Here is a 20443-nt window from a genome sequence, read left to right as displayed (position 1 = left end):
TGGTCAGACGCGGCGACGCTTCGGCGGGCGGCATCCGTTGTGCGGCGTGGGGGTGACGTCCTGGATGGAGCCGACCTCGAGACCGGTCGCCTGCAGCGAACGGATGGCCGTCTCGCGACCCGAACCCGGGCCCTTGACGAAGACGTCGACCTTGCGCATGCCGTGCTCCTGCGCGCGGCGGGCGGCCGACTCGGCGGCCATCTGCGCGGCGAAGGGGGTGGACTTGCGCGAGCCCTTGAAGCCGACGTGGCCGGCCGAGGCCCAAGAGATCACGTTGCCCGTGGGGTCCGTGATCGAGACGATCGTGTTGTTGAACGTGCTCTTGATGTGAGCGTGCCCGTGGGCGACGTTCTTCTTCTCCTTGCGGCGCACCTTCTTGGCGCCGGCCGTACGGCCCTTCGGAGGCATGAATTTCTCCCGTGGAGGTGGTCGGTCCTACAGCGAAGACCGCTGGTGAGCGTCCTGCTGAGGACTACTTCTTGCCCGGCTTCTTCTTGCCGGCGATCGCGCGACGCGGACCCTTGCGGGTACGGGCGTTCGTGCTGGTGCGCTGACCGTGCACCGGCAGACCGCGACGGTGCCGCAGACCCTGGTAGCAGCCGATCTCGACCTTGCGGCGGATGTCGGCCTGGATCTCGCGACGGAGGTCACCCTCGGTCTTGAGGTTGTTGTCGACGTACTCGCGGATCTTGACGAGGTCTTCCTCGGCCAGGTCGCGGACCCGGGTGTTCGGGTTCACGCCGGTGGCGGCGAGAGTCTGCTGCGAGAGCGTCCGCCCGATACCGAAGACGTAGGTGAGGGCGACCTCCACACGCTTTTCGCGCGGGAGATCAACGCCTGCGAGGCGTGCCATTGATGTGGCTCCTGATGGCTATTCGGAGGTCTTCCGCAGCACCGTTCCCGTAAGACTCTGCAGAATTACGAGCCGGGTCCCCGGCCTCCGAGCCGGGGGTGTCGTCCCCACGCGAGTGGTGCGGGGGGTCGGGTGACTGCGTATGTACGTATGTGCTTGCGTCGCGCGAACTGCGAAATTGCAGGTGGTCGGCGTGCGTCAGCCCTGGCGCTGCTTGTGGCGCAGGTTGTCGCAGATGACCATGACCCGGCCGTGGCGGCGGATCACCTTGCACTTGTCGCAGATCTTCTTGACGCTCGGCTTGACCTTCATGGGATGTGAGGTTCTCCGGGTCAGTGCCGTCACCCCACGGGAGCGGGGCGCCGACAAGATCTACTTGTAGCGGTAGACGATCCGGCCACGCGTCAGGTCGTAAGGAGAAAGCTCCACCACGACCCGGTCATCCGGGAGGATGCGGATGTAGTGCATCCGCATCTTGCCGCTGATGTGCGCGAGGACCTTGTGACCGTTCTGGAGCTCCACCTTGAACATGGCGTTCGGCAGGGACTCGATCACGGTGCCCTCGATTTCGATGGCACCTTGCTTCTTGGCCACGCTTCGCCCTTCGAATCGGCTACCTTGATCGACTCTCTTGCAGTGGATGTCACCTGTAACAGGCATACGGATGCACGAGAGCCGACGCGTCAGTCTACGTCAGTGCCTGGGAAAAGACGAATCCTGGATTATTGCCCACGAGGGGTGATCCTTACGCCCGGGGGCCTCCCCCGGGCCGGCGGATCGGGTCCGCCGGGTCAGGCCAGGGGGTCCGGCGCCGCCGTGATCCCCAGCTCGGCCAGCTTGGCCTTGCCACCGTCCGGCGAGGTCAGCACCAGCGGACCGTCCTCGGTCAGCGCGACCGAGTGCTCCCAGTGCGAGGACCAGCTGCCGTCGTTCGACTTGACCGTCCAGTCGTCGTCGAGGACGTGGGTCTTGGCCGTGCCGAGATTGACCATCGGCTCGATCGCGATGCAGAAGCCGGGCACCAGCTTCGGGCCGCGGCCGCGCTTGCGGTCGACGTAGTTCAGCAGATGCGGGTCCATGTGCATCTGAGAGCCGATGCCGTGGCCGCCGTAGTCCTCGACGATGCCGTACTTACCGCTGGTCGGACGGGGCTGGCGCCGGATGTAGCCCTCGATCGCCTTGGAGATGTCCACCAGGCGGTTGCCCTTGGCGACCGCCGCGATACCGGCCCACATCGACTCCTCGGTGACCCGGCTGAGCTCGATCAGCTCCGCGGAGTGACCCGATCCGACGAAGGCGGTGTACGCGGCGTCGCCGTGCCAGCCGTCGATGATCGCGCCGCAGTCGATGGAGATGATGTCCCCGTCCTGCAGGACCGTCTCGGTGTCGGGGATGCCGTGCACGACGACGTCGTTCACCGAGGTGCAGATGGTCGCGGGGAAGCCGCCGTACCCGAGGAAGTTCGACTTCGCGCCGTGCTCGGCGAGCACCTTGCGCGCCGCGTCGTCCAGGTCCTTGGTCGTGGCGCCCGGCACCGCGACCTCTCGGGTGGCCGCGTGGATGGCGGCGACCACCAGCCCCGCCTCGCGCATCTTCGCGATCTGCTCGGGGGTCTTGATCTCCACCATTGCGGCTGGCTCTCCCTTGCGGCTGGGCCGCCGCCGCTCTCGCGGAGGTGGCTGGTCGCCCTCGTGGTTGCTCGATTGATGATTGCGGCTACCACGGTACCCGTACGCGATACGGCCGCGGTGCCCCGTCGGGGCGCCGCGGCCGTATCGAAGCCGGTGGTGGCTTACGCGTCGCGCGAGGGCAGCGCGGCCATCGCGCGCTGCGTGACCTCTTCGACCTTGCCGAGGGCCGGGATCGTCACGACCAGGTCCTGGGCCTTGTAGTAGTCGATGATCGGCTCGGTCTCCGTGTGGTAGACCTCCAGCCGCTTGCGGACGGTCTCCTCGCGGTCGTCGTCACGCTGGTACAGGTCGCCGCCGCAGACGTCGCAGACGCCCTCGGTCTTCGGCTTGTTGTACTCGGCGTGGAAGACGTGGCTTGAGTCCTTGCGGCAGATCCGCCGGCCGGCGATCCGCTTGACGACCTCGTCCTCCGGGACCTCCAGGTCCAGGACGGCGTCCAGCTTGAGGTTCTTGCCCTTGAGGTACTCGTCCAGCGCCTCGGCCTGGCCGAGGTTGCGCGGGAAGCCGTCGAGGAGGAAGCCCTCGGTGGCGTCGGCCTGCTCCATGCGGTCCTCGGCCATCCCGATGGTGACCGAGTCGGGCACCAGGTTTCCGGCGTCCATGTACGACTTCGCCTCGACACCCAGGGGCGTGCCCTGACTGATGTTGGCGCGGAACAGGTCCCCCGTGGAGATGTGCGGGATCGCGAGGTTCTTGGCAAGGTACGCAGCCTGCGTACCCTTGCCGGCCCCCGGGGGTCCGACGAGGACGATTCGCATCAGCGGAGGAACCCTTCGTAGTTGCGCTGCTGAAGCTGGCTCTCGATCTGCTTCACGGTCTCCAGGCCCACACCCACGATGATGAGGATGCTCGTCCCGCCGAACGGGAAGTTCTGGTTCGCGTTGAAAAGCACCAACGCCACTGTTGGTACGAGCGCGATCAGCCCCAGGTACAGCGAGCCCGGCCACGTGATCCGGTTGAGCACGTAGCTGAGGTACTCGGCCGTCGGGCGACCAGCCCGGATACCCGGGATGAAGCCACCATACTTCTTCATGTTGTCGGCAACTTCTTCGGGGTTGAAGCTGATGGCGACGTAGAAGAACGCGAAGAAGACGATCAGCAGGAAGTACGTAACGATGTAAACCGGGTGATTTCCCTTGGTGAAGTTGGTGGCGATCCAGGTCGCCCATGCCGCCTTCGACCCGCTGAACTGTGCAACGAGGGCTGGAATGTAGAGCAGCGATGACGCGAAGATGACGGGAATCACACCCGCCTGATTCACCTTGAGCGGGATGTAGGTGGACGTACCGCCATAGGACCGGCGGCCGATCATCCGCTTCGCGTACTGCACCGGAATGCGCCGCTGGGCCTGTTCGACGAAGACCACCAGGGCGACCATCGCCAGACCCACCGCGATCACCGCGAAGAACTCGATCCAGCCGTCGGCGAGCTTGCCGGTGAGCTTGATCTGCCACAGGGCGCCCGGGAAGCCGGCGGCGATCGAGATGAACATCAGGATCGACATGCCGTTGCCGATGCCGCGGTCGGTGACGAGCTCACCGAGCCACATGATCAGGGCGGTGCCGGCGGTCATCGTGATGACCATCGTGATGGTGGTGAAGATCGAGTCGCTGGGCACGATCTCGCTGGCGACCGGGCAGTTCTGGAACAGCGCACCGCTGCGGGCGGTGGCCACCAGGCCGGTGCCCTGCAGGATGGCGAGCGCCACGGTCAGGTAGCGGGTGTACTGGGTGATCTTCGCCTGGCCGGACTGCCCCTCTTTCTTGAGGGCCTCCAGCCTGGGGATCACCACGGTCAGCAGCTGGAGGATGATGCTCGCCGTGATGTACGGCATGATCCCCAGCGCGAAGATCGTGATTTGCAGCAGCGCACCGCCGCTGAACATGTTCACCAGGGCGAACAACCCGCTGTTGCCGCCGGCCTGCCGCATGCAGGTCTCGACGTTCGCGTAGTTCACCCCGGGGACCGGGACGTGCGCTCCGATCCGGTAGAGCACGATGATGCCCAATGTGAACAGCAGCTTCTTGCGCAGGTCGGGCGTCTTGAACGCTCGGGCGAACGCGGTGAGCACGGTGCCTCCTGCGCCTCTTCGCCCCATGGGCGAGAGGTGACGGTCTTGAGGATCGACGAATACATAGGCCAAAAACCGCGCGGACACGGCCCGCGCGGCGGGGGCCCGGGGCCGGGGCCCCGGAAAACAGCAGTGCCTGCCACCTTACCGGCGACCGTACCCCCTTGGAACGACCAACCGGGGATGCCCCAAACGATGGGCATCCCCGGTCAGTTGAACCAACGAACTCAGATGAGTTCGGTGACGGTGCCGCCGGCGGCGGCGATCTTCTCCTTGGCGGAGCCGGAAACGGCGTCAACCGAAACCTGCAGCGCCACGGAGATCTCGCCCTGGCCCAGGACCTTGACGAGCTCGTTCTTGCGCACCGCGCCCTTGGCGACCAGGTCGGCCACCGTGACCTCGCCACCCTGCGGGTAGAGCGCGGCCAGCTTGTCCAGGTTCACGACCTGGAACTGCTTGTGAGCGGGGTTCTTGAAACCCTTCAGCTTCGGGAGGCGCATGTGGAGGGGCATCTGCCCACCCTCGAAGCGCTCCGGAACCTGGTAACGGGCCTTCGTACCCTTGGTACCACGACCAGCGGTCTTACCCTTGGACGCCTCGCCACGACCCACGCGGGTCTTGGCGGTCTTGGCGCCCGGGGCAGGACGGAGGTTGTGGACCTTCAGCGGGTTCTGCTCCGCCATGTCAGTCGACCTCCTCAACCGTCACGAGGTGGCGGACGGTGTGCACCATGCCGCGGAACTCGGGGCGGTCCTCCTTGACAACCACGTCGTTGAGCTTCTTCAGGCCCAGCGAACGAAGGGTGTCGCGGTGGTTCTGCTTGCTACCGATGTAGGACTTCGTCTGCGTGATCTTGAGGTGCGCCATTACGCGGTCACCCCTGCACGCGCCCGCAGCAGAGCGGCGGGAGCAACGTCCTCCAGCGGCAGACCACGACGGGCGGCGATCTCCTCGGGACGCTGCAGTCCCTGGAGGGCCTCCACCGTGGCGTGCACGATGTTGATCGGGTTCGACGAACCGAGCGACTTGCTCAGCACGTCGTGGATGCCCGCGCACTCCAGAACGGCACGCACGGGGCCACCGGCGATCACACCGGTACCGGGGGAAGCCGGCTTGAGCAGGACGACGCCCGCAGCCTTCTCGCCCTGGATGGGGTGAGGGATGGTGCCCTGGATACGGGGGACCTTGAAGAAGTTCTTCTTGGCCTCTTCCACGCCCTTGGCGATGGCAGCCGGAACTTCCTTGGCCTTGCCGTAACCGACACCTACGGTGCCGTCACCGTCGCCCACCACGACCAGCGCGGTGAAGCTGAAGCGACGACCACCCTTGACAACCTTGGCGACGCGGTTGATCGCGACAACGCGCTCAACGTACGCGGTCTTCTCGGCGGCAGCGCCACCGTCGCGACCCTTCCGGTCCCGCCGCTCGCCGCCACCGGCACCGCTCCCGCGGCGCTGGGGTCCAGCCATTGGATTTACCTCTCTCTGTTACGTCCGCTAGCTCCGGAACCGGGGCTTAGAACTTCAGCCCGGCTTCGCGGGCGGCGTCGGCCAGAGCGGCAATCCGCCCGGCGTACTGCTTGCCACCACGGTCGAACACGACGGCCTCGACACCGGCGGCCTTGGCACGCTCGGCGACCAGGGAGCCGACCTTCTGGGCCTGGGCGCTCTTGTCGCCCTCGCCACCACGGATCGACGCGTCCAGGCTCGACGCCGAGGCCAGCGTGTGGCCCTTGATGTCGTCGATGACCTGCGCGGTGATGCCGCGGTTGGACCGCGTCACGACCAGACGCGGACGCTCCGCGGTACCCGAAATCCGCTTACGGATGCGGATGTGGCGACGCTTGGCGGCGGCGCGCTTGTAGGCGTCACCCTTCGCGATCTTCACACCGTATGCCATGGCTTACTTACCAGCCTTTCCGACCTTGCGGCGGATGACCTCGCCGGCGTACTTGACGCCCTTGGCCTTGTACGGGTCAGGCTTGCGCAGCTTGCGGATGTTCGCCGCCACCTCGCCGACCTTCTGCTTGTCGATGCCCTCGACGCTGAGCTTGGTCGGGGACTCGACCTTGAAGGAGATCCCCTCGGGGGCCTCGATCACGATCGGGTGGCTGTAGCCCAGGGCGAACTCCAGGTTGGAGCCCTTCGCCTGGACGCGGTAACCGACACCGCTGATCTCGAGCGCCTTGCTGTATCCCTGGGTCACGCCGGTGATCATGTTCGCCACCAGCGTGCGGGACAGGCCGTGCAGGGCCTTGTTCTGACGCTCGTCGTTCGGGCGGGTGACGTTGATGACGCCGTCCTCACCCTTGGCGACCTCGATGGGAGCGGCCACGGTGTGCGAAAGGGAGCCCTTGGGACCCTTCACGTTGACCGTGCGGCCCTCGATGGTGACGTCCACACCAGCGGGAACCTGGATGGGCAGCTTGCCAATGCGCGACATTAGCTATTCCTCCGTTCCCGGGTTACCAGACGTAGGCGAGGACTTCCCCACCCACGCCCTTCTTCTGCGCCTGCTGGCCGGTGAGCAGACCGTGGGACGTGGAGATGATCGCCACGCCCAGGCCGCCGAGCACCTTCGGCAGGTTGGTGGACTTTGCGTAGACCCGCAGGCCCGGCTTCGAGATCCGCTTGATGCCGGCGATCGAGCGCTCGCGGTTCGGGCCGAACTTCAGCTCGAGGACGAGGTTCTTGCCGACCTCGGCGTCCTCGACGCGCCAGCCGGTGATGTAACCCTCCTGCTGGAGGATCTCCGCGATGTGCGACTTGATCTTGCTGTGCGGCATCACGACGGTGTCGTGGTACGCCGAGTTCGCGTTCCGCAGACGGGTCAGCATGTCTGCGATGGGGTCAGTCATGGTCATGAATTGGCCTTCGGCCTCTCTCGCCGGGGTTTCCTATGTGCGCCATCCCTCTCCCCGATCAGAGTCGGGACGGGTGCGGCGCGGGGACCTACGGCGTAGTAAGCGACGTTATGCGGGCTTCGCCCGCGGTCGGTCTCGGGCGGCGGGACGCCCAAACCCTTCTACCCTACGGGAAAAAAGGTGCAGGACTCCCGCCGACCGATTGCTTACCGAGAGCCCCGGTCATCCCAAGTGGGGGATTACCAGGAGCTCTTGGTCACGCCCGGCAGCTCGCCACGGTGAGCCATCTCACGAAGGCACACGCGGCACAGGCCGAACTTGCGGTAGACGGAGTGCGGACGGCCGCAGCGCTGGCAGCGCGTGTACGCGCGGACAGCAAACTTCGGCTTACGAGCCGCCTTAGCGATCAGAGCCTTCTTCGCCACGGTCAGTTCTCCTTGAACGGGAAGCCGAGGTGACGAAGCAGGGCGCGGCCCTCATCGTCGTTGGACGCCGTGGTGACCACGGTGATGTCCATGCCCCGCGTCCGGTCGATCTTGTCCTGGTCGATCTCGTGGAACATGACCTGCTCCGTGAGACCGAAGGTGTAGTTGCCCCGACCGTCGAACTGCTTCGGGGACAGACCACGGAAGTCGCGGATGCGCGGCAGCGCGAGCGACAGCAGGCGGTCCAGGAACTCCCACATGCGGTCACCGCGGAGGGTGACGTGGGCACCGATCGGCTGGCCCTCGCGCAGCTTGAACTGCGCGATGGACTTACGGGCCTTGGTGACGGCCGGCTTCTGGCCGGTGATCGTGGTGAGGTCGCGGATGGCGCCCTCGATCAGCTTGGAGTCGCGGGCGGCGTCGCCCACACCCATGTTGACCACGATCTTGGTCAGACCGGGGATCTGCATGACGTTCTCGTAGGAGAACTCGTCCTTCAGCTTCCCGGCGATCTCTTCGCGGTAGCGCGTCTTCAGACGCGGCGCGTTGGTGGTGGCAGTCATCAGATGTCCTCACCGGTCCGCTTGGCAACGCGGATCTTGTTGCCCTCGTCGTCGAAGCGGTATCCGACGCGGGTGACAACCTTCTGGCCGTCCTTCTCCACAACCAGCTGAACGTTGCTGACGTGGATGGGGGCCTCGGTCGTCACGATGCCGCCGGTCTTCGAACCACGAGCGGTCTGGCCGGCCTTGGTGTGCTTCTTGACCCGGTTGACACCCTCGACCAGGACGCGGTCCTCGCGGGGGAAGGCCTGGATGACCTTGCCCTGCTTGCCCTTGTCCTTACCGGTGATGACCTGGACCAGGTCGCCCTTCTTGATCTTCATCGGTTACAGCACCTCCGGCGCGAGCGAGATGATCTTCATGAACTTCTTCTCGCGCAGCTCACGGCCCACGGGGCCGAAGATACGGGTGCCGCGGGGGTCGCCATCGTTCTTGAGGATGACGGCCGCGTTCTCGTCGAAGCGGATGTACGAGCCGTCGGGACGGCGGCGCTCCTTGACGGTGCGAACGATGACCGCCTTGACGACGTCACCCTTCTTCACGTTGCCACCGGGGATCGCATCCTTGACGGTGGCGACGATGACGTCACCGATGCCCGCGTAGCGGCGACCGGAACCACCGAGAACACGGATGCAAAGGATTTCCTTCGCACCAGTGTTGTCGGCGACACGCAGTCGCGACTCCTGCTGGATCACGTCTATCTCCTGTTTGTCTGCCGGTTCCCGGCGAGAAGCGCGAGTGCTTCGCGCTTCTCACCGAGCCTGGCGGAACTGTTCCTAGGGGGTCCCCCTAGGAGGGATTACTTGGCCTTCTCGAGGATCTCGACGATGCGCCAGCGCTTGGTGGCGGACAGCGGCCGGGTCTCCATCAGGAGGACGCGGTCGCCGACGCCGGCAGCGTTCTGCTCGTCGTGCGCCTTGAGCTTGTTGGTACGGCGGATGACCTTGCCGTACAGCGCGTGCTTGACGCGGTCCTCGACAGCGACGACGACGGTCTTGTCCATCTTGTCGCTGACGACGAGACCCTCACGGGTCTTGCGGAAACCGCGCTCGTTCGTCTCAGTCACATTCTTCTCGCTCATCAGGCGCTCTCCACCGTCTCGATGCCCAGCTCGCGCTCACGCATCAGGGTGTAGATCCGGGCGATGTCCTTGCGGACGGCCTTCAGCCGGCCGTGGTTCTCGAGCTGTCCGGTCGCCGCCTGGAAGCGGAGGTTGAACAGCTCTTCCTTGGCCTCACGGAGCTTGGCAACGAGGTCCTCGTTGTTCAGCTCGCGCAGCTCGGACGCCTTGGTAACGGCCGACATCACGATTCACCTGCCTCGCGCCGAACGATGCGGCACTTCATCGGAAGCTTGTGGGCGGCGCGGGTCAGCGCCTCCTTAGCAACCTTCTCGTTCGGGAAGGACAGCTCGAACATCACCCGACCGGGCTTGACGTTCGCGACCCACCACTCCGGGGAACCCTTACCGGAACCCATGCGGGTCTCGGCAGGCTTCTTCGTCAGCGGGCGGTCCGGGTAGATGTTGATCCAGACCTTGCCACCACGCTTGATGTGACGGGTCATCGCGATACGAGCGGACTCGATCTGACGGTTCGTCACGTAGGCCGGGGTGACGGCCTGGATTCCGTACTCACCGAAGGCCAGCTCGGTGCCACCCTTGGCCATACCGTTGCGCTTCGGGTGGTGCTGCTTGCGGTGCTTGACCCTGCGAGGGATCAGCATGTCGGTCAGGCCTCCGTTCCGGGGGTCTCCGCCGGAGCAGCGGCAGCGGCCTCGGCCTTGGGGGCCTCGGCAGCGGCGCTCTGCTGCTGCGGCTTGCGGCCGCCGCGGCCACCGCGCTCGCCACCGCGACGCGGGCGGTCGTTGCCGCCACCGCGAGCCGGGCGGTTACCCGCACGGGCGGCAGCGTTCTCGGCGCGAACCTCGGCGATGTTCTTGACGTCGCCCTTGTAGATCCAGACCTTCACGCCGATGCGGCCGAAGGTGGTCTTGGCCTCGAAGAAGCCGTAGTCGACGTTCGCACGGAGCGTGTGCAGGGGCACACGGCCCTCGCGGTAGAACTCCGAGCGGGACATCTCGGCGCCGCCGAGACGACCGCCGCACTGGATCTTGATGCCCTTGGCGCCGGCCTTCATCGTCGACTGCATGCTCTTACGCATGGCGCGACGGAAGGAGACGCGGGACGAGAGCTGCTCGGCGACGGCCTGGGCCACCAGCTGCGCATCGGTCTCGGGGTTCTTGACCTCGAGGATGTTCAGCTGGACCTGCTTGCCGGTCAGCTTCTCCAGCTCGCCGCGGATGCGGTCCGCCTCGGCGCCGCGGCGGCCGATGACGATGCCCGGACGAGCGGTGTGGATGTCAACGCGGACGCGCTCACGGGTGCGCTCGATCTCCACCTTGGAGATACCGGCGCGCTCCATGCCCTTCGTCATCATGCGACGAATGGCGACGTCTTCCTTGACGTAGTCCTTGTACAGCTTGTCGGCGTACCAACGGGACTTGAAGTCCGTCGTCACACCGAGCCGGAACCCGTGCGGGTTTACCTTCTGGCCCATTACCGGGTTCCTTCCTTGCTGCTGACGACCACGGTGATGTGGCTGGTCCGCTTGCGGATCCGGTAGGCACGGCCCTGGGCACGCGGACGGAACCGCTTCAGGGTCGGGCCCTCGTCGACGTACGCCTCGCTGATGACCAGCGAAGAGGCGTCGGTGTGGTCGTAGTTGTGCGCGGCGTTGGCAATGGCGCTGTCCAGCACCTTGCCCACCGGCACGCTCGCGGCCTGCGGGGCGAAACGCAGGACCGCCTGAGCCTCCGTGGCATCCATGCCACGGATAAGGTCCACCACGCGGCGGGCCTTCATGGGCGTGACGCGGATGTACCGCGCCTGGGCCCTGGCTTCCATGGTTGTCCCTTCGGTGTCAGTCATAGTCTTCGCACTCCGGTCGATCAGCGACGACGCGACTTGCGGTCGTCCTTCTCGTGGCCGCGGAAGGTGCGGGTCGGCGCAAACTCGCCGAGCTTGTGGCCGACCATCGACTCGGTGACGAACACCGGGACGTGCTTGCGGCCGTCGTGCACCGCGATCGTGTGGCCGAGCATGGCCGGGACGATCATGGAGCGGCGGGACCAGGTCTTGATGACGTTCTTGGTGCCTGCATCGTTCTGTACGTCCACCTTCTTGGCGAGGTGGTCGTCGACGAAGGGCCCCTTCTTGAGACTGCGCGGCATCTAAACCCGCTCCTAGCGCTTCTTGTTCGTCTTGCGGCGGCGGACGATGTACTTGTTGCTTGCCTTCTTCGGCGAGCGAGTACGACCCTCCTTCTGGCCCCAGGGCGAGACCGGGTGGCGACCACCGGAGGTCTTGCCCTCACCACCACCGTGCGGGTGGTCAACCGGGTTCATCACGACACCACGCACGGTCGGGCGGACGCCCTTCCAGCGCATACGGCCGGCCTTGCCCCAGTTGATGTTCGACTGCTCGGCGTTGCCGACCTCGCCGACGGTGGCGCGGCAGCGCACGTCGACCAGGCGGATCTCACCGGAAGGCATACGAAGGTGGGCCATCGCGCCCTCCTTCGCCAGCAGCTGCACGGAGGCACCGGCCGAGCGGGCGAACTTCGCACCGCCGCCCGGACGCAGCTCGATCGCGTGGATCGTCGTACCCACGGGGATGTGACGCAGCGGCAGGTTGTTGCCCGGCTTGATGTCGGCGCCAGGGCCGTTCTCAATCCGAGCACCCTGGACCAGGCCACGGGGCGCGATGATGTAGCGCTTCTCGCCGTCTGCGTAGTGCAGCAGCGCGATGCGCGCGGTGCGGTTCGGGTCGTACTCGATGTGCGCGACCTTGGCCGGCACGCCGTCCTTGTCGTGACGACGGAAGTCGATCACGCGGTAGGCGCGCTTGTGGCCACCACCCTGGTGGCGAACGGTCACACGACCGGCGTTGTTACGGCCGCCCTTGCTGTGCAGCGGGCGGACCAGCGACTTCTCCGGCGTGGACCGCGTGATCTCGACAAAGTCGGCGACGCTGGAGCCACGACGGCCCGGGGTCGTCGGCTTGTACTTGCGGATACCCATTTCTCAGTCCTCGTCCGATTCCGGACGACTCGGACTCCGTTAGGAGACCGGGCCGCCGAAGATGTCGATACGGTCGCCCTCGGCGAGGGTCACGATGGCGCGCTTGGTGTTGGCGCGCTTGCCGTAACCGGTGCGGGTGCGCTTGCGCTTGCCCTGCCGGTTGATCGTGTTGACCCCGGTGACCTTGACCGAGAAGACCGCCTCGACGGCCTGCTTGATCTGGGTCTTGTTCGCGCCGGGCGCGACGATGAACGTGTACTTGTTCTCGTCCAGCAGCGCGTAGCTCTTCTCGGAAACCACCGGCTTGACGAGAACGTCGCGCGGGTCCGTGAAGGTCTTGCTGGTGACGACGGCCTCAGTCATCAGGCGTCGCTCCCTTCGGTCTCAGCGGCCTTGGGGCCAGACACGAAGGACTCGAAAGCGGCCTTGGTGAAGACCACGTCGTCGGAGACGAGCACGTCGTACGTGTTCAGCTGGCCCGGCTCCAGGATGTGAACCTGGGGCAGGTTGCGGGCGGACAGCCACGCGGCCTCGTCGCTGCGCTCGGCGACCAGGAGCACGTTCTTGCGCTCGCTGACCTTGCCGAGAAGAGACTTGGCGGCCTTGGTGGAAACCGCGCCCTCGACCACGCCGGAAACGACGTGGATGCGGCTGTTGCGGGCCCGGTCGGTGAGGGCACCGCGCAGGGCGGCGGCCTTCATCTTCTTCGGGGTCCGCTGGCTGTAGTCACGCGGCACGGGGCCGTGGACGATGCCACCGCCGGCGAACTGCGGCGCACGGGTCGAACCCTGACGCGCCCGGCCGGTGCCCTTCTGGCGGTACGGCTTCTTGCCACCGCCGCGGACCTCGCCGCGAGTCTTGGTCTTGTGCGTGCCCTGACGGGCCGCAGCCAGCTGCGCGACAACGACCTGGTGGATCAGCGGAACGCTGACCTTGGCGTCGAAGATCTCCGCGGGGAGCTCGACGGACCCGGCCTTGTCGCCTGCCGGCGAAAGGATGTCAATGGTGCTCATCGGTTACCTCAGGCCCCCTTGGCCGCGGTACGGACCAGGACGAGGCCGCCGTTCGGACCAGGAACTGCGCCCTTGATGAGCAGCAGACCCTTCTCCGCGTCAACGGCGTGGACGGTCAGGTTCTGGGTGGTGACCCGCTCATTGCCCATACGGCCGGCCATCCGCATGCCCTTGAACACGCGGCCCGGGGTGGCGCAGCCACCGATGGAGCCCGGCTTGCGGTGCACGCGGTGGGCACCGTGCGAGGCCTTGCCGCCGTGGAAGCCGTGACGCTTCATGACACCGGCGAAGCCCTTGCCCTTGCTCTTGCCGGTCACGTCCACCTTGACGCCGGACTCGAAGGTCTCAGCGGTCAGCTCCTGGCCGAGGGTGTACTCGCCGGCATCGGGAGTACGGACCTCGACGAGGTGACGACGGGGGGTGACGTCGGCCTTCGCGAAGTGGCCCTTGAGGGGCTTGTTCACCTTGCGCGGGTCGATCTCGCCGAAGGCGATCTGGACGGAGTCGTAACCGTCCTGGTCATTGGTGCGCACCTGGGTAACGACGCAGGGGCCGGCCTTCACCACGGTCACCGGGACGACACGGTTGTTCTCGTCCCAGACCTGGGTCATGCCGAGCTTCTCGCCCAGGATGCCCTTGATCTGCTTAGCCATCTCTTCCGCGCCTCTCAGAGCTTGATCTCGATGTCAACGCCGGCCGGAAGGTCCAGGCGCATCAGCGAGTCAACGGTCTTGGGCGTCGGGTCGAGGATGTCGATCAGGCGCTTGTGCGTGCGCATCTCGAAGTGCTCGCGCGAGTCCTTGTACTTGTGCGGCGACTTGATGACGCAGTACACGTTCTTTTCAGTGGGCAGCGGCACCGGGCCCGCGACCGACGCACCAGTGCGAGTCACCGTCTCGACGATCTTCTTCGCCGAGGAGTCGATGACCTCGTGGTCGTAGGCCTTGAGCCGGATGCGGATCTTCTGTCCCGCCATGGCTACTTCGTAGTCCTGTCTCTCGTAACGCTCTGGGACCCGGCAGGCTGCACCTCATCGAGAAGCACTGTTCTTCTCCGACCCACGCGGTCGGGCGTGTCGCACCCCTTCTCGTAAATCTCCGCACGAGAGATCCCTGAAGAAGGAGTAGGCAGGGGAAGAACACCCACCGGGCGCCTGGCCGAGGCACCCCGCTGACGCTTCCCGGAAGATTCCCGTATTTCCGGCCCTGAGAAGGGACGACGAATACCTGGGACTCGCTTCCAGTCCTCCCGGCGGGAGGCGCGCAGCATCGGCACTCAACCGAGCAACCTGGACAGTGTGCCATACGCGGGATGGGTAAGGCCAATCGGACCCCAACTGTCAAGGAGCCCCGCCCACCTGATGGTGGACGGGGCTCCCTGTGGCTGTGCTATCCCGGGGGCAACCCCCGGACCCCCGGCCCGAAGACCGGGAGCTACCGGATCAACCGGATCAACAATTACTTGTTGATCTTGGTGACCTGGCCGGCGCCGACGGTCCGGCCACCCTCACGGATGGCGAACTTCAGGCCCTCCTCCATGGCGACCGGCTGGATCAGCTCGACCGACATCTCGGTGTTGTCGCCCGGCATGACCATCTCGGTGCCCTCGGGGAGGGTCACGACGCCGGTCACGTCCGTGGTACGGAAGTAGAACTGCGGGCGGTAGTTGTTGAAGAACGGGGTGTGACGGCCACCCTCGTCCTTCGACAGGATGTACGCCTGAGCCTCGAACGAGGTGTGCGGCGTGACCGAGCCCGGCTTGATGATGACCTGGCCGCGCTCGACGTCCTCGCGCTTGATGCCACGGAGGAGCAGACCGACGTTCTCACCGGCCTGGCCCTCGTCGAGGAGCTTGCGGAACATCTCGATGCCGGTGACCGTGGTGGTGGTCTTCTCGGTCTTGATGCCGATGATGTCGACGGTCTCGTTGACCTTGAGGACACCACGCTCGATACGACCGGTGACGACGGTGCCACGACCGGTGATCGTGAAGACGTCCTCGATCGGCATCAGGAACGGCTTGTCGACGTCACGCTCGGGCTGCGGGATGGACTCGTCGACGGCCTTCATCAGGTCGAGGACGGACTTGCCCCACTCGGCGTCGCCCTCGAGCGCCTTGAGCGCCGAGACCTTGACGACCGGGACGTCGTCGCCCGGGAACTCGTACTCGGAGAGGAGCTCACGGACCTCGAGCTCGACGAGCTCCAGGATCTCCTCGTCGTCCACCATGTCGGCCTTGTTCAGGGCGACGACGATGTAGGGAACGCCGACCTGGCGGGCCAGGAGCACGTGCTCCTTGGTCTGCGGCATCGGGCCGTCGGTGGCGGCGACCACGAGGATGGCGCCGTCCATCTGCGCCGCACCCGTGATCATGTTCTTGATGTAGTCCGCGTGACCGGGGCAGTCGACGTGGGCGTAGTGACGCGACTCGGTCTGGTACTCGACGTGCGCGATGGAGATGGTGATACCGCGCTGGCGCTCCTCAGGAGCCTTGTCGATCTGGTCGAAGGCCGAGGCCTCGTTCAGGTCCGGGTACGCGTCGTGCAGCACCTTGGTAATGGCGGCCGTGAGGGTCGTCTTACCGTGGTCAATGTGACCGATGGTGCCGATGTTGACGTGCGGCTTAGTCCGCTCGAACTTCGCCTTCGCCACTGGGGTCCTCCTGTGGAGTGGTTCTGTACGCCTTACTCATCGGCGCCAGGTGATCTTTGCTGGGGTGCCGGCTGCCGGGGCATTCCTCACGGATTGCGGGGATTACCCCGGCAGACGGTGTCAAGCCTAAAGCGTGTTCCGACTCGCGGGAGACGGAGCTACTCGCCCTTGGCCTTCGCGATGATCTCCTCGGCGACGTTCCGCGGAACCTCGGCGTAGGAGTCAAACTGCATCGAGTAGCTTGCGCGACCCGACGTCTTGCTGCGGAGGTCTCCGACGTAGCCGAACATCTCCGAGAGCGGAACCAGGCCCGTGACGAGCTTGGCGCCGGCGCGCTCCTCCATGGACTGAATCTGACCACGGCGGGAGTTGATGTCGCCGATCACATCGCCCATGTAGTCCTCGGGCGTGGTGACCTCGACCTTCATCATCGGCTCCAGCAGGGCCGGGCTGGCCTTGCGGGCGGCCTCCTTGAAGGCCATCGAACCGGCGATCTTGAAGGCCATCTCGGAAGAGTCGACCTCGTGGAACGCACCGTCGAGGAGCGTGACCTTGACACCGGTCAGCGGGTAGCCGGCGAGAACACCGAACTCCATGGCCTCCTGGCAGCCCGCGTCCACGGACGGGATGTACTCCCGCGGGATACGGCCACCGGTGACCTTGTTCTCGAACTCGTACCCGTCGCCCTCGAGCGGCTCGATCGCGATCTGCACCTTCGCGAACTGGCCGGAACCACCAGTCTGCTTCTTGTGCGTGTAGTCGAGACGCTCGACGGCCTTGCGCAGGGTCTCACGGTAGGCGACCTGCGGCTTGCCGACGTTGGCCTCGACCTTGAACTCACGCTTCATACGGTCGACCAGCACGTCGAGGTGCAGCTCGCCCATACCCGCGATGATGGTCTGGCCGGTCTCCTCGTCGGTGTGCACCTGGAACGAGGGGTCCTCTTCGGCGAGGCGCTGGATGGCGACACCCAGCTTCTCCTGGTCGCCCTTGGACTTGGGCTCGATGGCGACCTGGATGACCGGCGCCGGGAAGTCCATGGACTCCAGGATCACCGGGTGGCTCGCGTCGCAGAGGGTCTCACCGGTGGTGGTCTGCTTCAGACCCATGACGGCGACGATGTCACCGGCACCCACCGACTCGATCTCCTCACGCTTGTTCGCGTGCATCCGGTAGATCTTGCCGATGCGCTCCTTCTTGCCCTTCACCGAGTTCTGCACCTGCGAGCCGGCCTCGAGGCGGCCCGAGTACACCCGGATGAAGGTGAGCTTGCCCAGGTGGGGGTCGCTCGCAATCTTGAACGCGAGGGCGGCCAGCGGCTCGCTCTCGGACGGCTTGCGCGCGACGACCTGCTCCGGGTCGTTGACCGCGTGGCCCTCGATGGCCTCGACGTCCAACGGGGAGGGCAGGTAGCGCACGACCGCGTCGAGCAGCGGCTGCACACCCTTGTTCTTGAAGGCGGTACCGCAGAACACCGGGGTGACGGTGGTGACGTCGGCCTTGCCGGAAGCGATCGTGATGCGACGGATCGCCGCGTACAGCTGCTCCTCGGTGGGCTCCTGGCCCTCCAGGTACAGCTCCATGATCTCTTCGTCGTTCTCGGCGACGGCCTCGAGCAGCTTGCCGCGCCACTCGTCGGCGGCCTCGGCGTGCGTGGCCGGGATGTCGACGGTGTCGTACATCTCGCCCTTGGCGGCCTCGGCGGACCACACGAGCGCCTTCATGCGGACGAGGTCGACCACGCCCTTGAAGTCGGCCTCGGTGCCGATCGGCAGCTGCATCACGATCGGGGTCGCGCCGAGGCGGTCCGTGATCATGTCGACGCAGCGGTGGAACTCGGCACCGGTACGGTCCAGCTTGTTGACGAAGCAGATACGCGGCACGCCGTAGCGGTCCGCCTGACGCCAAACGGTCTCGGACTGCGGCTCGACACCGGCGACGCCGTCGAACACCGTCACGGCACCGTCGAGCACGCGCAGCGAGCGCTCCACCTCGACGGTGAAGTCGACGTGGCCGGGCGTGTCGATGATGTTGATGGTGTGATCGACGTCCTCGAGCGGCCAGTGACAGGTCGTCGCGGCGGACGTAATCGTGATGCCGCGCTCCTGCTCCTGCTCCATCCAGTCCATCGTGGCAGCGCCGTCGTGGACCTCACCGATCTTGTACGAAACGCCGGTGTAGAACAGGATCCGCTCGGTGGTGGTCGTCTTGCCCGCGTCGATGTGGGCCATGATCCCGATGTTGCGGACCTTGGCCAGGTCAAGCGAAGTGGTGGCCATAGTGGCTCAATCTTCTCTCGGTCTCGATGTGGGTTGCGACTACCAGCGGTAGTGCGCGAAGGCCTTGTTGGACTCGGCCATCTTGTGCGTGTCCTCGCGCTTCTTGACCGAAGCGCCGAGGCCGTTGGAGGCGTCGAGCAGTTCGTTCATGAGGCGCTCGGTCATGGTCTTCTCGCGGCGGGCGCGGGAGTAGCCCACGAGCCAGCGGAGCGAGAGGGTGGCCGCACGGCCGGGCTTGACCTCGACCGGGACCTGGTAGGTCGCGCCACCGACGCGGCGGGACTTGACCTCAAGGGTCGGCTTGATGTTCTCGAGCGCGCGCTTGAGCGTGATGACCGGGTCGTTGCCGGTCTTCTCGCGCAGACCCTCCATGGCGCCGTAAACGATGCGCTCGGCGGTGGAGCGCTTGCCGTTCAGCAGAACCTTGTTGATGAGGGAGGTCACCAGAGGAGAGCCGTAGACCGGGTCGATGATGACCGGGCGCTTCGGGGCGGGGCCCTTACGAGGCATTCTTACTTCTCCTTCTTGGCGCCGTAGCGGCTGCGAGCCTGCTTGCGGTTCTTGACGCCCTGCGTGTCGAGGGAGCCGCGGATGATCTTGTACCGAACACCCGGCAGGTCCTTCACACGGCCGCCACGCACGAGCACGATCGAGTGCTCCTGGAGGTTGTGGCCCTCACCCGGAATGTAAGCGGTGACCTCGATCCCGCTGGTCAGACGCACACGCGCGACCTTACGCAGGGCCGAGTTCGGCTTCTTCGGGGTGGTGGTGAAAACACGCGTGCAGACGCCACGGCGCTGGGGAGAACCCTCGAGCGCGGGCGTCTTGTTCTTCTCGACCTTGTCCTGCCGGCCCTTGCGGACCAGCTGCTGGATCGTAGGCACCGTTTCTCCGGTTTCTGTGTGCCAGTCTCGGTAAAGCTAACCTGGAACGTCCCCGACCCACGCGGTCGGGTGTGTCGAATACTGCAGTCCGGTCCTCGCTGGAACGAGTGAGGCGGCAGATTGCGGTGTCAAAAACCTGGCTCCCGTGTGGACGCCGCTCCCGACCCAGAGGCTCGGGGAGATTGCGCGCACGGCAGCCCAGGGACACCCCAGGCACAAGGTCAGAGCGTACCTACCGCATTGGCTGCGGTCAAAACAAATGCACACGCGAAGGACACGCCGGACTCGTCACGGCGTTGCGGCCACCGTAGTGCGATCCACGGCCGTACGGAAGAAGGCGCCACACCCCTGCAACACGCCCCGGCCGCCCCTCGGATCCCCCGGAACCGTCAGAGGCCGACCGCCGCCGACAGGATGAAGATCAACAGAAACAGCGCCCAGCCCCCGATCGCCAGCCAGCCCAGGATCAGGCCCGTGATGGCCTGGCCGTCCCCGCCCTGGCCGGTCCGGCGGATCTCGGCGCGCGCCTTGTGCCCCAGGATGACCGCCGGGATCGCCGTCAGGCCCCAGGTCACCGGCGTCATGATCCCGCAGACCAGCGCGCCGGTCGCCGAGCTGTTCGTCGTCACCGGCATCGGCATCTGCATCGGCATGAACGTCGCCGGCACCATCGGCCGCTGCGGCATGAACTGCGCCTGCGGCACCGGCCCCATCGGCAGGTCCGCGACCAGCATCTGCAGCTCGGAATGCGTCTGCGCCTCGTAGGCCCGGGCGATCCGCTGCTCGTACTCCGGCTGCAGCAGCCGCCCCTCGGCGAATCCCGCCTTGAGCACATCGACCGCCCGCTCACGATCGGCGTGCGAAGCCCGCATGGCCGGCACCTGATTCGGCGGCTGAGCGGGCTGCCCACCCTGCCAAGGCTGGAATGCCACTTCGCGAACCTCCCCCCGCTCGACAGTTCTCCCCATCTTCTCATCACAGACGCAGCAATGGGGAGACAAGTTCCCCCGCACGGCCCCCAATGCCGCAGGGCGGCCACCCCCGAGGGGTGACCGCCCTGTTGCTGTCGTA

33 protein-coding genes are annotated in these 20443 nt (G+C 65.9%); all 33 read right to left on the bottom strand.

Going from position 1 to position 20443, the window contains the following annotated elements:
• Positions 1 to 3: 3 nt before the first annotated feature.
• Positions 4 to 408 (bottom strand): 30S ribosomal protein S11, encoded by a 405-nt coding sequence (gene rpsK / locus AC0680_RS13990; protein ID WP_004571845.1) that lies wholly within the window; start codon positions 406 to 408, stop codon positions 4 to 6.
• Between the two features lie 64 nt (positions 409 to 472).
• On the bottom strand, positions 473 to 853 hold the full coding sequence (rpsM, locus tag AC0680_RS13985) for a 30S ribosomal protein S13 (RefSeq protein WP_018090888.1): 381 nt from the start codon (positions 851 to 853) through the stop codon (positions 473 to 475).
• Positions 854 to 1051: 198 nt separating this feature from the next.
• On the bottom strand, positions 1052 to 1165 hold the full coding sequence (rpmJ, locus tag AC0680_RS13980; RefSeq protein ID WP_003956441.1) for a 50S ribosomal protein L36: 114 nt from the start codon (positions 1163 to 1165) through the stop codon (positions 1052 to 1054).
• A gap of 60 nt (positions 1166 to 1225) precedes the next feature.
• Entirely contained in the window at positions 1226 to 1447 is a 222-nt protein-coding gene (infA, locus tag AC0680_RS13975) for a translation initiation factor IF-1 (protein WP_003956442.1), read from the bottom strand.
• A gap of 197 nt (positions 1448 to 1644) precedes the next feature.
• The gene (gene map, locus AC0680_RS13970; protein WP_478627952.1) at positions 1645 to 2481 is read right to left on the bottom strand and encodes a type I methionyl aminopeptidase; all 837 of its coding nucleotides are present in this window, start codon (positions 2479 to 2481) and stop codon (positions 1645 to 1647) included.
• A gap of 164 nt (positions 2482 to 2645) precedes the next feature.
• On the bottom strand, positions 2646 to 3302 hold the full coding sequence (locus AC0680_RS13965; RefSeq protein WP_478627949.1) for an adenylate kinase: 657 nt from the start codon (positions 3300 to 3302) through the stop codon (positions 2646 to 2648).
• Positions 3302 to 4615: a preprotein translocase subunit SecY gene (secY, locus tag AC0680_RS13960; RefSeq protein WP_384429916.1), complete on the bottom strand. Its 1314-nt coding sequence runs from the start codon at positions 4613 to 4615 to the stop codon at positions 3302 to 3304. The genes AC0680_RS13965 and secY overlap by 1 nt, the downstream gene beginning before the upstream one ends.
• Before the next feature lie 227 nt (positions 4616 to 4842).
• Positions 4843 to 5298 (bottom strand): 50S ribosomal protein L15, encoded by a 456-nt coding sequence (rplO, locus tag AC0680_RS13955; RefSeq protein WP_393487431.1) that lies wholly within the window; start codon positions 5296 to 5298, stop codon positions 4843 to 4845.
• Between the two features lies 1 nt (position 5299).
• Complete coding sequence (gene rpmD, locus AC0680_RS13950) at positions 5300 to 5482, bottom strand: 50S ribosomal protein L30 (RefSeq protein ID WP_384429910.1); 183 nt, start codon at positions 5480 to 5482, stop codon at positions 5300 to 5302.
• Positions 5482 to 6084: a 30S ribosomal protein S5 gene (gene rpsE, locus AC0680_RS13945; RefSeq protein WP_042155878.1), complete on the bottom strand. Its 603-nt coding sequence runs from the start codon at positions 6082 to 6084 to the stop codon at positions 5482 to 5484. Before rpsE ends, rpmD begins: the two co-directional genes overlap by 1 nt.
• Before the next feature lie 46 nt (positions 6085 to 6130).
• Complete coding sequence (gene rplR, locus AC0680_RS13940; protein ID WP_384429907.1) at positions 6131 to 6514, bottom strand: 50S ribosomal protein L18; 384 nt, start codon at positions 6512 to 6514, stop codon at positions 6131 to 6133.
• A 3-nt stretch (positions 6515 to 6517) separates the two neighbouring features.
• On the bottom strand, positions 6518 to 7057 hold the full coding sequence (gene rplF / locus AC0680_RS13935; RefSeq protein ID WP_384429904.1) for a 50S ribosomal protein L6: 540 nt from the start codon (positions 7055 to 7057) through the stop codon (positions 6518 to 6520).
• A 22-nt stretch (positions 7058 to 7079) separates the two neighbouring features.
• Positions 7080 to 7478, bottom strand: a complete 399-nt coding sequence (gene rpsH, locus AC0680_RS13930) for a 30S ribosomal protein S8 (RefSeq protein ID WP_030413019.1) — start codon at positions 7476 to 7478, stop codon at positions 7080 to 7082.
• 239 nt (positions 7479 to 7717) lie between these two features.
• Positions 7718 to 7903: a type Z 30S ribosomal protein S14 gene (locus AC0680_RS13925; protein WP_004571834.1), complete on the bottom strand. Its 186-nt coding sequence runs from the start codon at positions 7901 to 7903 to the stop codon at positions 7718 to 7720.
• Positions 7904 to 7905: 2 nt separating this feature from the next.
• Positions 7906 to 8466 carry a 50S ribosomal protein L5 gene (gene rplE, locus AC0680_RS13920; RefSeq protein ID WP_030074789.1) on the bottom strand — a complete coding sequence of 187 codons (561 nt, stop codon included), beginning with the start codon at positions 8464 to 8466 and terminating at the stop codon, positions 7906 to 7908.
• Positions 8466 to 8789 carry a 50S ribosomal protein L24 gene (rplX, locus tag AC0680_RS13915; RefSeq protein ID WP_030413017.1) on the bottom strand — a complete coding sequence of 108 codons (324 nt, stop codon included), beginning with the start codon at positions 8787 to 8789 and terminating at the stop codon, positions 8466 to 8468. The genes rplE and rplX overlap by 1 nt, the downstream gene beginning before the upstream one ends.
• A 3-nt stretch (positions 8790 to 8792) precedes the next feature.
• Positions 8793 to 9161, bottom strand: a complete 369-nt coding sequence (gene rplN / locus AC0680_RS13910; RefSeq protein WP_003998823.1) for a 50S ribosomal protein L14 — start codon at positions 9159 to 9161, stop codon at positions 8793 to 8795.
• Between the two features lie 104 nt (positions 9162 to 9265).
• The gene (rpsQ, locus tag AC0680_RS13905) at positions 9266 to 9547 is read right to left on the bottom strand and encodes a 30S ribosomal protein S17 (protein WP_006604882.1); all 282 of its coding nucleotides are present in this window, start codon (positions 9545 to 9547) and stop codon (positions 9266 to 9268) included.
• A complete protein-coding gene (gene rpmC / locus AC0680_RS13900) occupies positions 9547 to 9771 on the bottom strand; it encodes a 50S ribosomal protein L29 (protein WP_046927445.1) in 225 nt (74 codons plus the stop codon). The genes rpsQ and rpmC overlap by 1 nt, the downstream gene beginning before the upstream one ends.
• Positions 9771 to 10190 carry a 50S ribosomal protein L16 gene (rplP, locus tag AC0680_RS13895; protein ID WP_004571829.1) on the bottom strand — a complete coding sequence of 140 codons (420 nt, stop codon included), beginning with the start codon at positions 10188 to 10190 and terminating at the stop codon, positions 9771 to 9773. Before rplP ends, rpmC begins: the two co-directional genes overlap by 1 nt.
• Before the next feature lie 5 nt (positions 10191 to 10195).
• Positions 10196 to 11023 (bottom strand): 30S ribosomal protein S3, encoded by an 828-nt coding sequence (rpsC, locus tag AC0680_RS13890; protein WP_069567069.1) that lies wholly within the window; start codon positions 11021 to 11023, stop codon positions 10196 to 10198.
• Positions 11023 to 11370, bottom strand: a complete 348-nt coding sequence (gene rplV, locus AC0680_RS13885; RefSeq protein ID WP_004571827.1) for a 50S ribosomal protein L22 — start codon at positions 11368 to 11370, stop codon at positions 11023 to 11025. The genes rpsC and rplV overlap by 1 nt, the downstream gene beginning before the upstream one ends.
• Before the next feature lie 44 nt (positions 11371 to 11414).
• Complete coding sequence (gene rpsS / locus AC0680_RS13880) at positions 11415 to 11696, bottom strand: 30S ribosomal protein S19 (RefSeq protein WP_016571057.1); 282 nt, start codon at positions 11694 to 11696, stop codon at positions 11415 to 11417.
• A 12-nt stretch (positions 11697 to 11708) separates the two neighbouring features.
• Positions 11709 to 12545, bottom strand: coding sequence for a 50S ribosomal protein L2 (gene rplB, locus AC0680_RS13875; protein WP_030413014.1), 837 nt, complete (start codon positions 12543 to 12545; stop codon positions 11709 to 11711).
• Positions 12546 to 12584: 39 nt separating this feature from the next.
• Positions 12585 to 12908, bottom strand: coding sequence for a 50S ribosomal protein L23 (gene rplW, locus AC0680_RS13870; RefSeq protein ID WP_042155860.1), 324 nt, complete (start codon positions 12906 to 12908; stop codon positions 12585 to 12587).
• Complete coding sequence (gene rplD / locus AC0680_RS13865; protein ID WP_384429893.1) at positions 12908 to 13558, bottom strand: 50S ribosomal protein L4; 651 nt, start codon at positions 13556 to 13558, stop codon at positions 12908 to 12910. Before rplD ends, rplW begins: the two co-directional genes overlap by 1 nt.
• 8 nt (positions 13559 to 13566) lie before the next feature.
• On the bottom strand, positions 13567 to 14211 hold the full coding sequence (gene rplC, locus AC0680_RS13860) for a 50S ribosomal protein L3 (protein WP_006604873.1): 645 nt from the start codon (positions 14209 to 14211) through the stop codon (positions 13567 to 13569).
• A gap of 14 nt (positions 14212 to 14225) precedes the next feature.
• Positions 14226 to 14534 carry a 30S ribosomal protein S10 gene (gene rpsJ, locus AC0680_RS13855; protein ID WP_003948644.1) on the bottom strand — a complete coding sequence of 103 codons (309 nt, stop codon included), beginning with the start codon at positions 14532 to 14534 and terminating at the stop codon, positions 14226 to 14228.
• Positions 14535 to 15015: 481 nt separating this feature from the next.
• Entirely contained in the window at positions 15016 to 16209 is a 1194-nt protein-coding gene (gene tuf / locus AC0680_RS13850) for an elongation factor Tu (protein ID WP_384429890.1), read from the bottom strand.
• Positions 16210 to 16367: 158 nt separating this feature from the next.
• The gene (gene fusA / locus AC0680_RS13845; RefSeq protein WP_478627935.1) at positions 16368 to 18488 is read right to left on the bottom strand and encodes an elongation factor G; all 2121 of its coding nucleotides are present in this window, start codon (positions 18486 to 18488) and stop codon (positions 16368 to 16370) included.
• A gap of 39 nt (positions 18489 to 18527) precedes the next feature.
• Entirely contained in the window at positions 18528 to 18998 is a 471-nt protein-coding gene (gene rpsG, locus AC0680_RS13840; RefSeq protein WP_004571813.1) for a 30S ribosomal protein S7, read from the bottom strand.
• Between the two features lie 2 nt (positions 18999 to 19000).
• A complete protein-coding gene (gene rpsL / locus AC0680_RS13835) occupies positions 19001 to 19372 on the bottom strand; it encodes a 30S ribosomal protein S12 (RefSeq protein ID WP_003948652.1) in 372 nt (123 codons plus the stop codon).
• 389 nt (positions 19373 to 19761) lie between these two features.
• A complete protein-coding gene (locus tag AC0680_RS13830; RefSeq protein ID WP_384486053.1) occupies positions 19762 to 20244 on the bottom strand; it encodes a DUF1707 and DUF4190 domain-containing protein in 483 nt (160 codons plus the stop codon).
• Positions 20245 to 20443: the final 199 nt, after the last annotated feature.

The organism is Streptomyces sp. NPDC043738 (assembly GCF_056436545.1).
Note: the sequence above shows the minus strand (reverse complement) of the source record. Positions and strands in the feature narration are given on the sequence as shown.

What these genes read in the sequence shown, in the direction of transcription:
- rpsK (WP_004571845.1), bottom strand. Translation starts at nt 408, where the DNA reads ATGCCTCCGAAGGGCCGTACGGCCGGCGCCAAGAAGGTGCGCCGCAAG.
- rpsM (WP_018090888.1), bottom strand. Translation starts at nt 853, where the DNA reads ATGGCACGCCTCGCAGGCGTTGATCTCCCGCGCGAAAAGCGTGTGGAG.
- rpmJ (WP_003956441.1), bottom strand. Translation starts at nt 1,165, where the DNA reads ATGAAGGTCAAGCCGAGCGTCAAGAAGATCTGCGACAAGTGCAAGGTG.
- map (WP_478627952.1), bottom strand. Translation starts at nt 2,481, where the DNA reads ATGGTGGAGATCAAGACCCCCGAGCAGATCGCGAAGATGCGCGAGGCG.
- AC0680_RS13965 (WP_478627949.1), bottom strand. Translation starts at nt 3,302, where the DNA reads ATGCGAATCGTCCTCGTCGGACCCCCGGGGGCCGGCAAGGGTACGCAG.
- rplO (WP_393487431.1), bottom strand. Translation starts at nt 5,298, where the DNA reads ATGGCGGAGCAGAACCCGCTGAAGGTCCACAACCTCCGTCCTGCCCCG.
- rpmD (WP_384429910.1), bottom strand. Translation starts at nt 5,482, where the DNA reads ATGGCGCACCTCAAGATCACGCAGACGAAGTCCTACATCGGTAGCAAG.
- rpsE (WP_042155878.1), bottom strand. Translation starts at nt 6,084, where the DNA reads ATGGCTGGACCCCAGCGCCGCGGGAGCGGTGCCGGTGGCGGCGAGCGG.
- rplR (WP_384429907.1), bottom strand. Translation starts at nt 6,514, where the DNA reads ATGGCATACGGTGTGAAGATCGCGAAGGGTGACGCCTACAAGCGCGCC.
- rplF (WP_384429904.1), bottom strand. Translation starts at nt 7,057, where the DNA reads ATGTCGCGCATTGGCAAGCTGCCCATCCAGGTTCCCGCTGGTGTGGAC.
- rpsH (WP_030413019.1), bottom strand. Translation starts at nt 7,478, where the DNA reads ATGACCATGACTGACCCCATCGCAGACATGCTGACCCGTCTGCGGAAC.
- rplE (WP_030074789.1), bottom strand. Translation starts at nt 8,466, where the DNA reads ATGACTGCCACCACCAACGCGCCGCGTCTGAAGACGCGCTACCGCGAA.
- rplX (WP_030413017.1), bottom strand. Translation starts at nt 8,789, where the DNA reads ATGAAGATCAAGAAGGGCGACCTGGTCCAGGTCATCACCGGTAAGGAC.
- rpsQ (WP_006604882.1), bottom strand. Translation starts at nt 9,547, where the DNA reads ATGAGCGAGAAGAATGTGACTGAGACGAACGAGCGCGGTTTCCGCAAG.
- rpmC (WP_046927445.1), bottom strand. Translation starts at nt 9,771, where the DNA reads ATGTCGGCCGTTACCAAGGCGTCCGAGCTGCGCGAGCTGAACAACGAG.
- rplP (WP_004571829.1), bottom strand. Translation starts at nt 10,190, where the DNA reads ATGCTGATCCCTCGCAGGGTCAAGCACCGCAAGCAGCACCACCCGAAG.
- rpsC (WP_069567069.1), bottom strand. Translation starts at nt 11,023, where the DNA reads ATGGGCCAGAAGGTAAACCCGCACGGGTTCCGGCTCGGTGTGACGACG.
- rplV (WP_004571827.1), bottom strand. Translation starts at nt 11,370, where the DNA reads ATGGAAGCCAGGGCCCAGGCGCGGTACATCCGCGTCACGCCCATGAAG.
- rpsS (WP_016571057.1), bottom strand. Translation starts at nt 11,696, where the DNA reads ATGCCGCGCAGTCTCAAGAAGGGGCCCTTCGTCGACGACCACCTCGCC.
- rplB (WP_030413014.1), bottom strand. Translation starts at nt 12,545, where the DNA reads ATGGGTATCCGCAAGTACAAGCCGACGACCCCGGGCCGTCGTGGCTCC.
- rplW (WP_042155860.1), bottom strand. Translation starts at nt 12,908, where the DNA reads ATGACTGAGGCCGTCGTCACCAGCAAGACCTTCACGGACCCGCGCGAC.
- rplD (WP_384429893.1), bottom strand. Translation starts at nt 13,558, where the DNA reads ATGAGCACCATTGACATCCTTTCGCCGGCAGGCGACAAGGCCGGGTCC.
- rplC (WP_006604873.1), bottom strand. Translation starts at nt 14,211, where the DNA reads ATGGCTAAGCAGATCAAGGGCATCCTGGGCGAGAAGCTCGGCATGACC.
- rpsJ (WP_003948644.1), bottom strand. Translation starts at nt 14,534, where the DNA reads ATGGCGGGACAGAAGATCCGCATCCGGCTCAAGGCCTACGACCACGAG.
- fusA (WP_478627935.1), bottom strand. Translation starts at nt 18,488, where the DNA reads ATGGCCACCACTTCGCTTGACCTGGCCAAGGTCCGCAACATCGGGATC.
- rpsG (WP_004571813.1), bottom strand. Translation starts at nt 18,998, where the DNA reads ATGCCTCGTAAGGGCCCCGCCCCGAAGCGCCCGGTCATCATCGACCCG.
- AC0680_RS13830 (WP_384486053.1), bottom strand. Translation starts at nt 20,244, where the DNA reads ATGCGGGCTTCGCACGCCGATCGTGAGCGGGCGGTCGATGTGCTCAAG.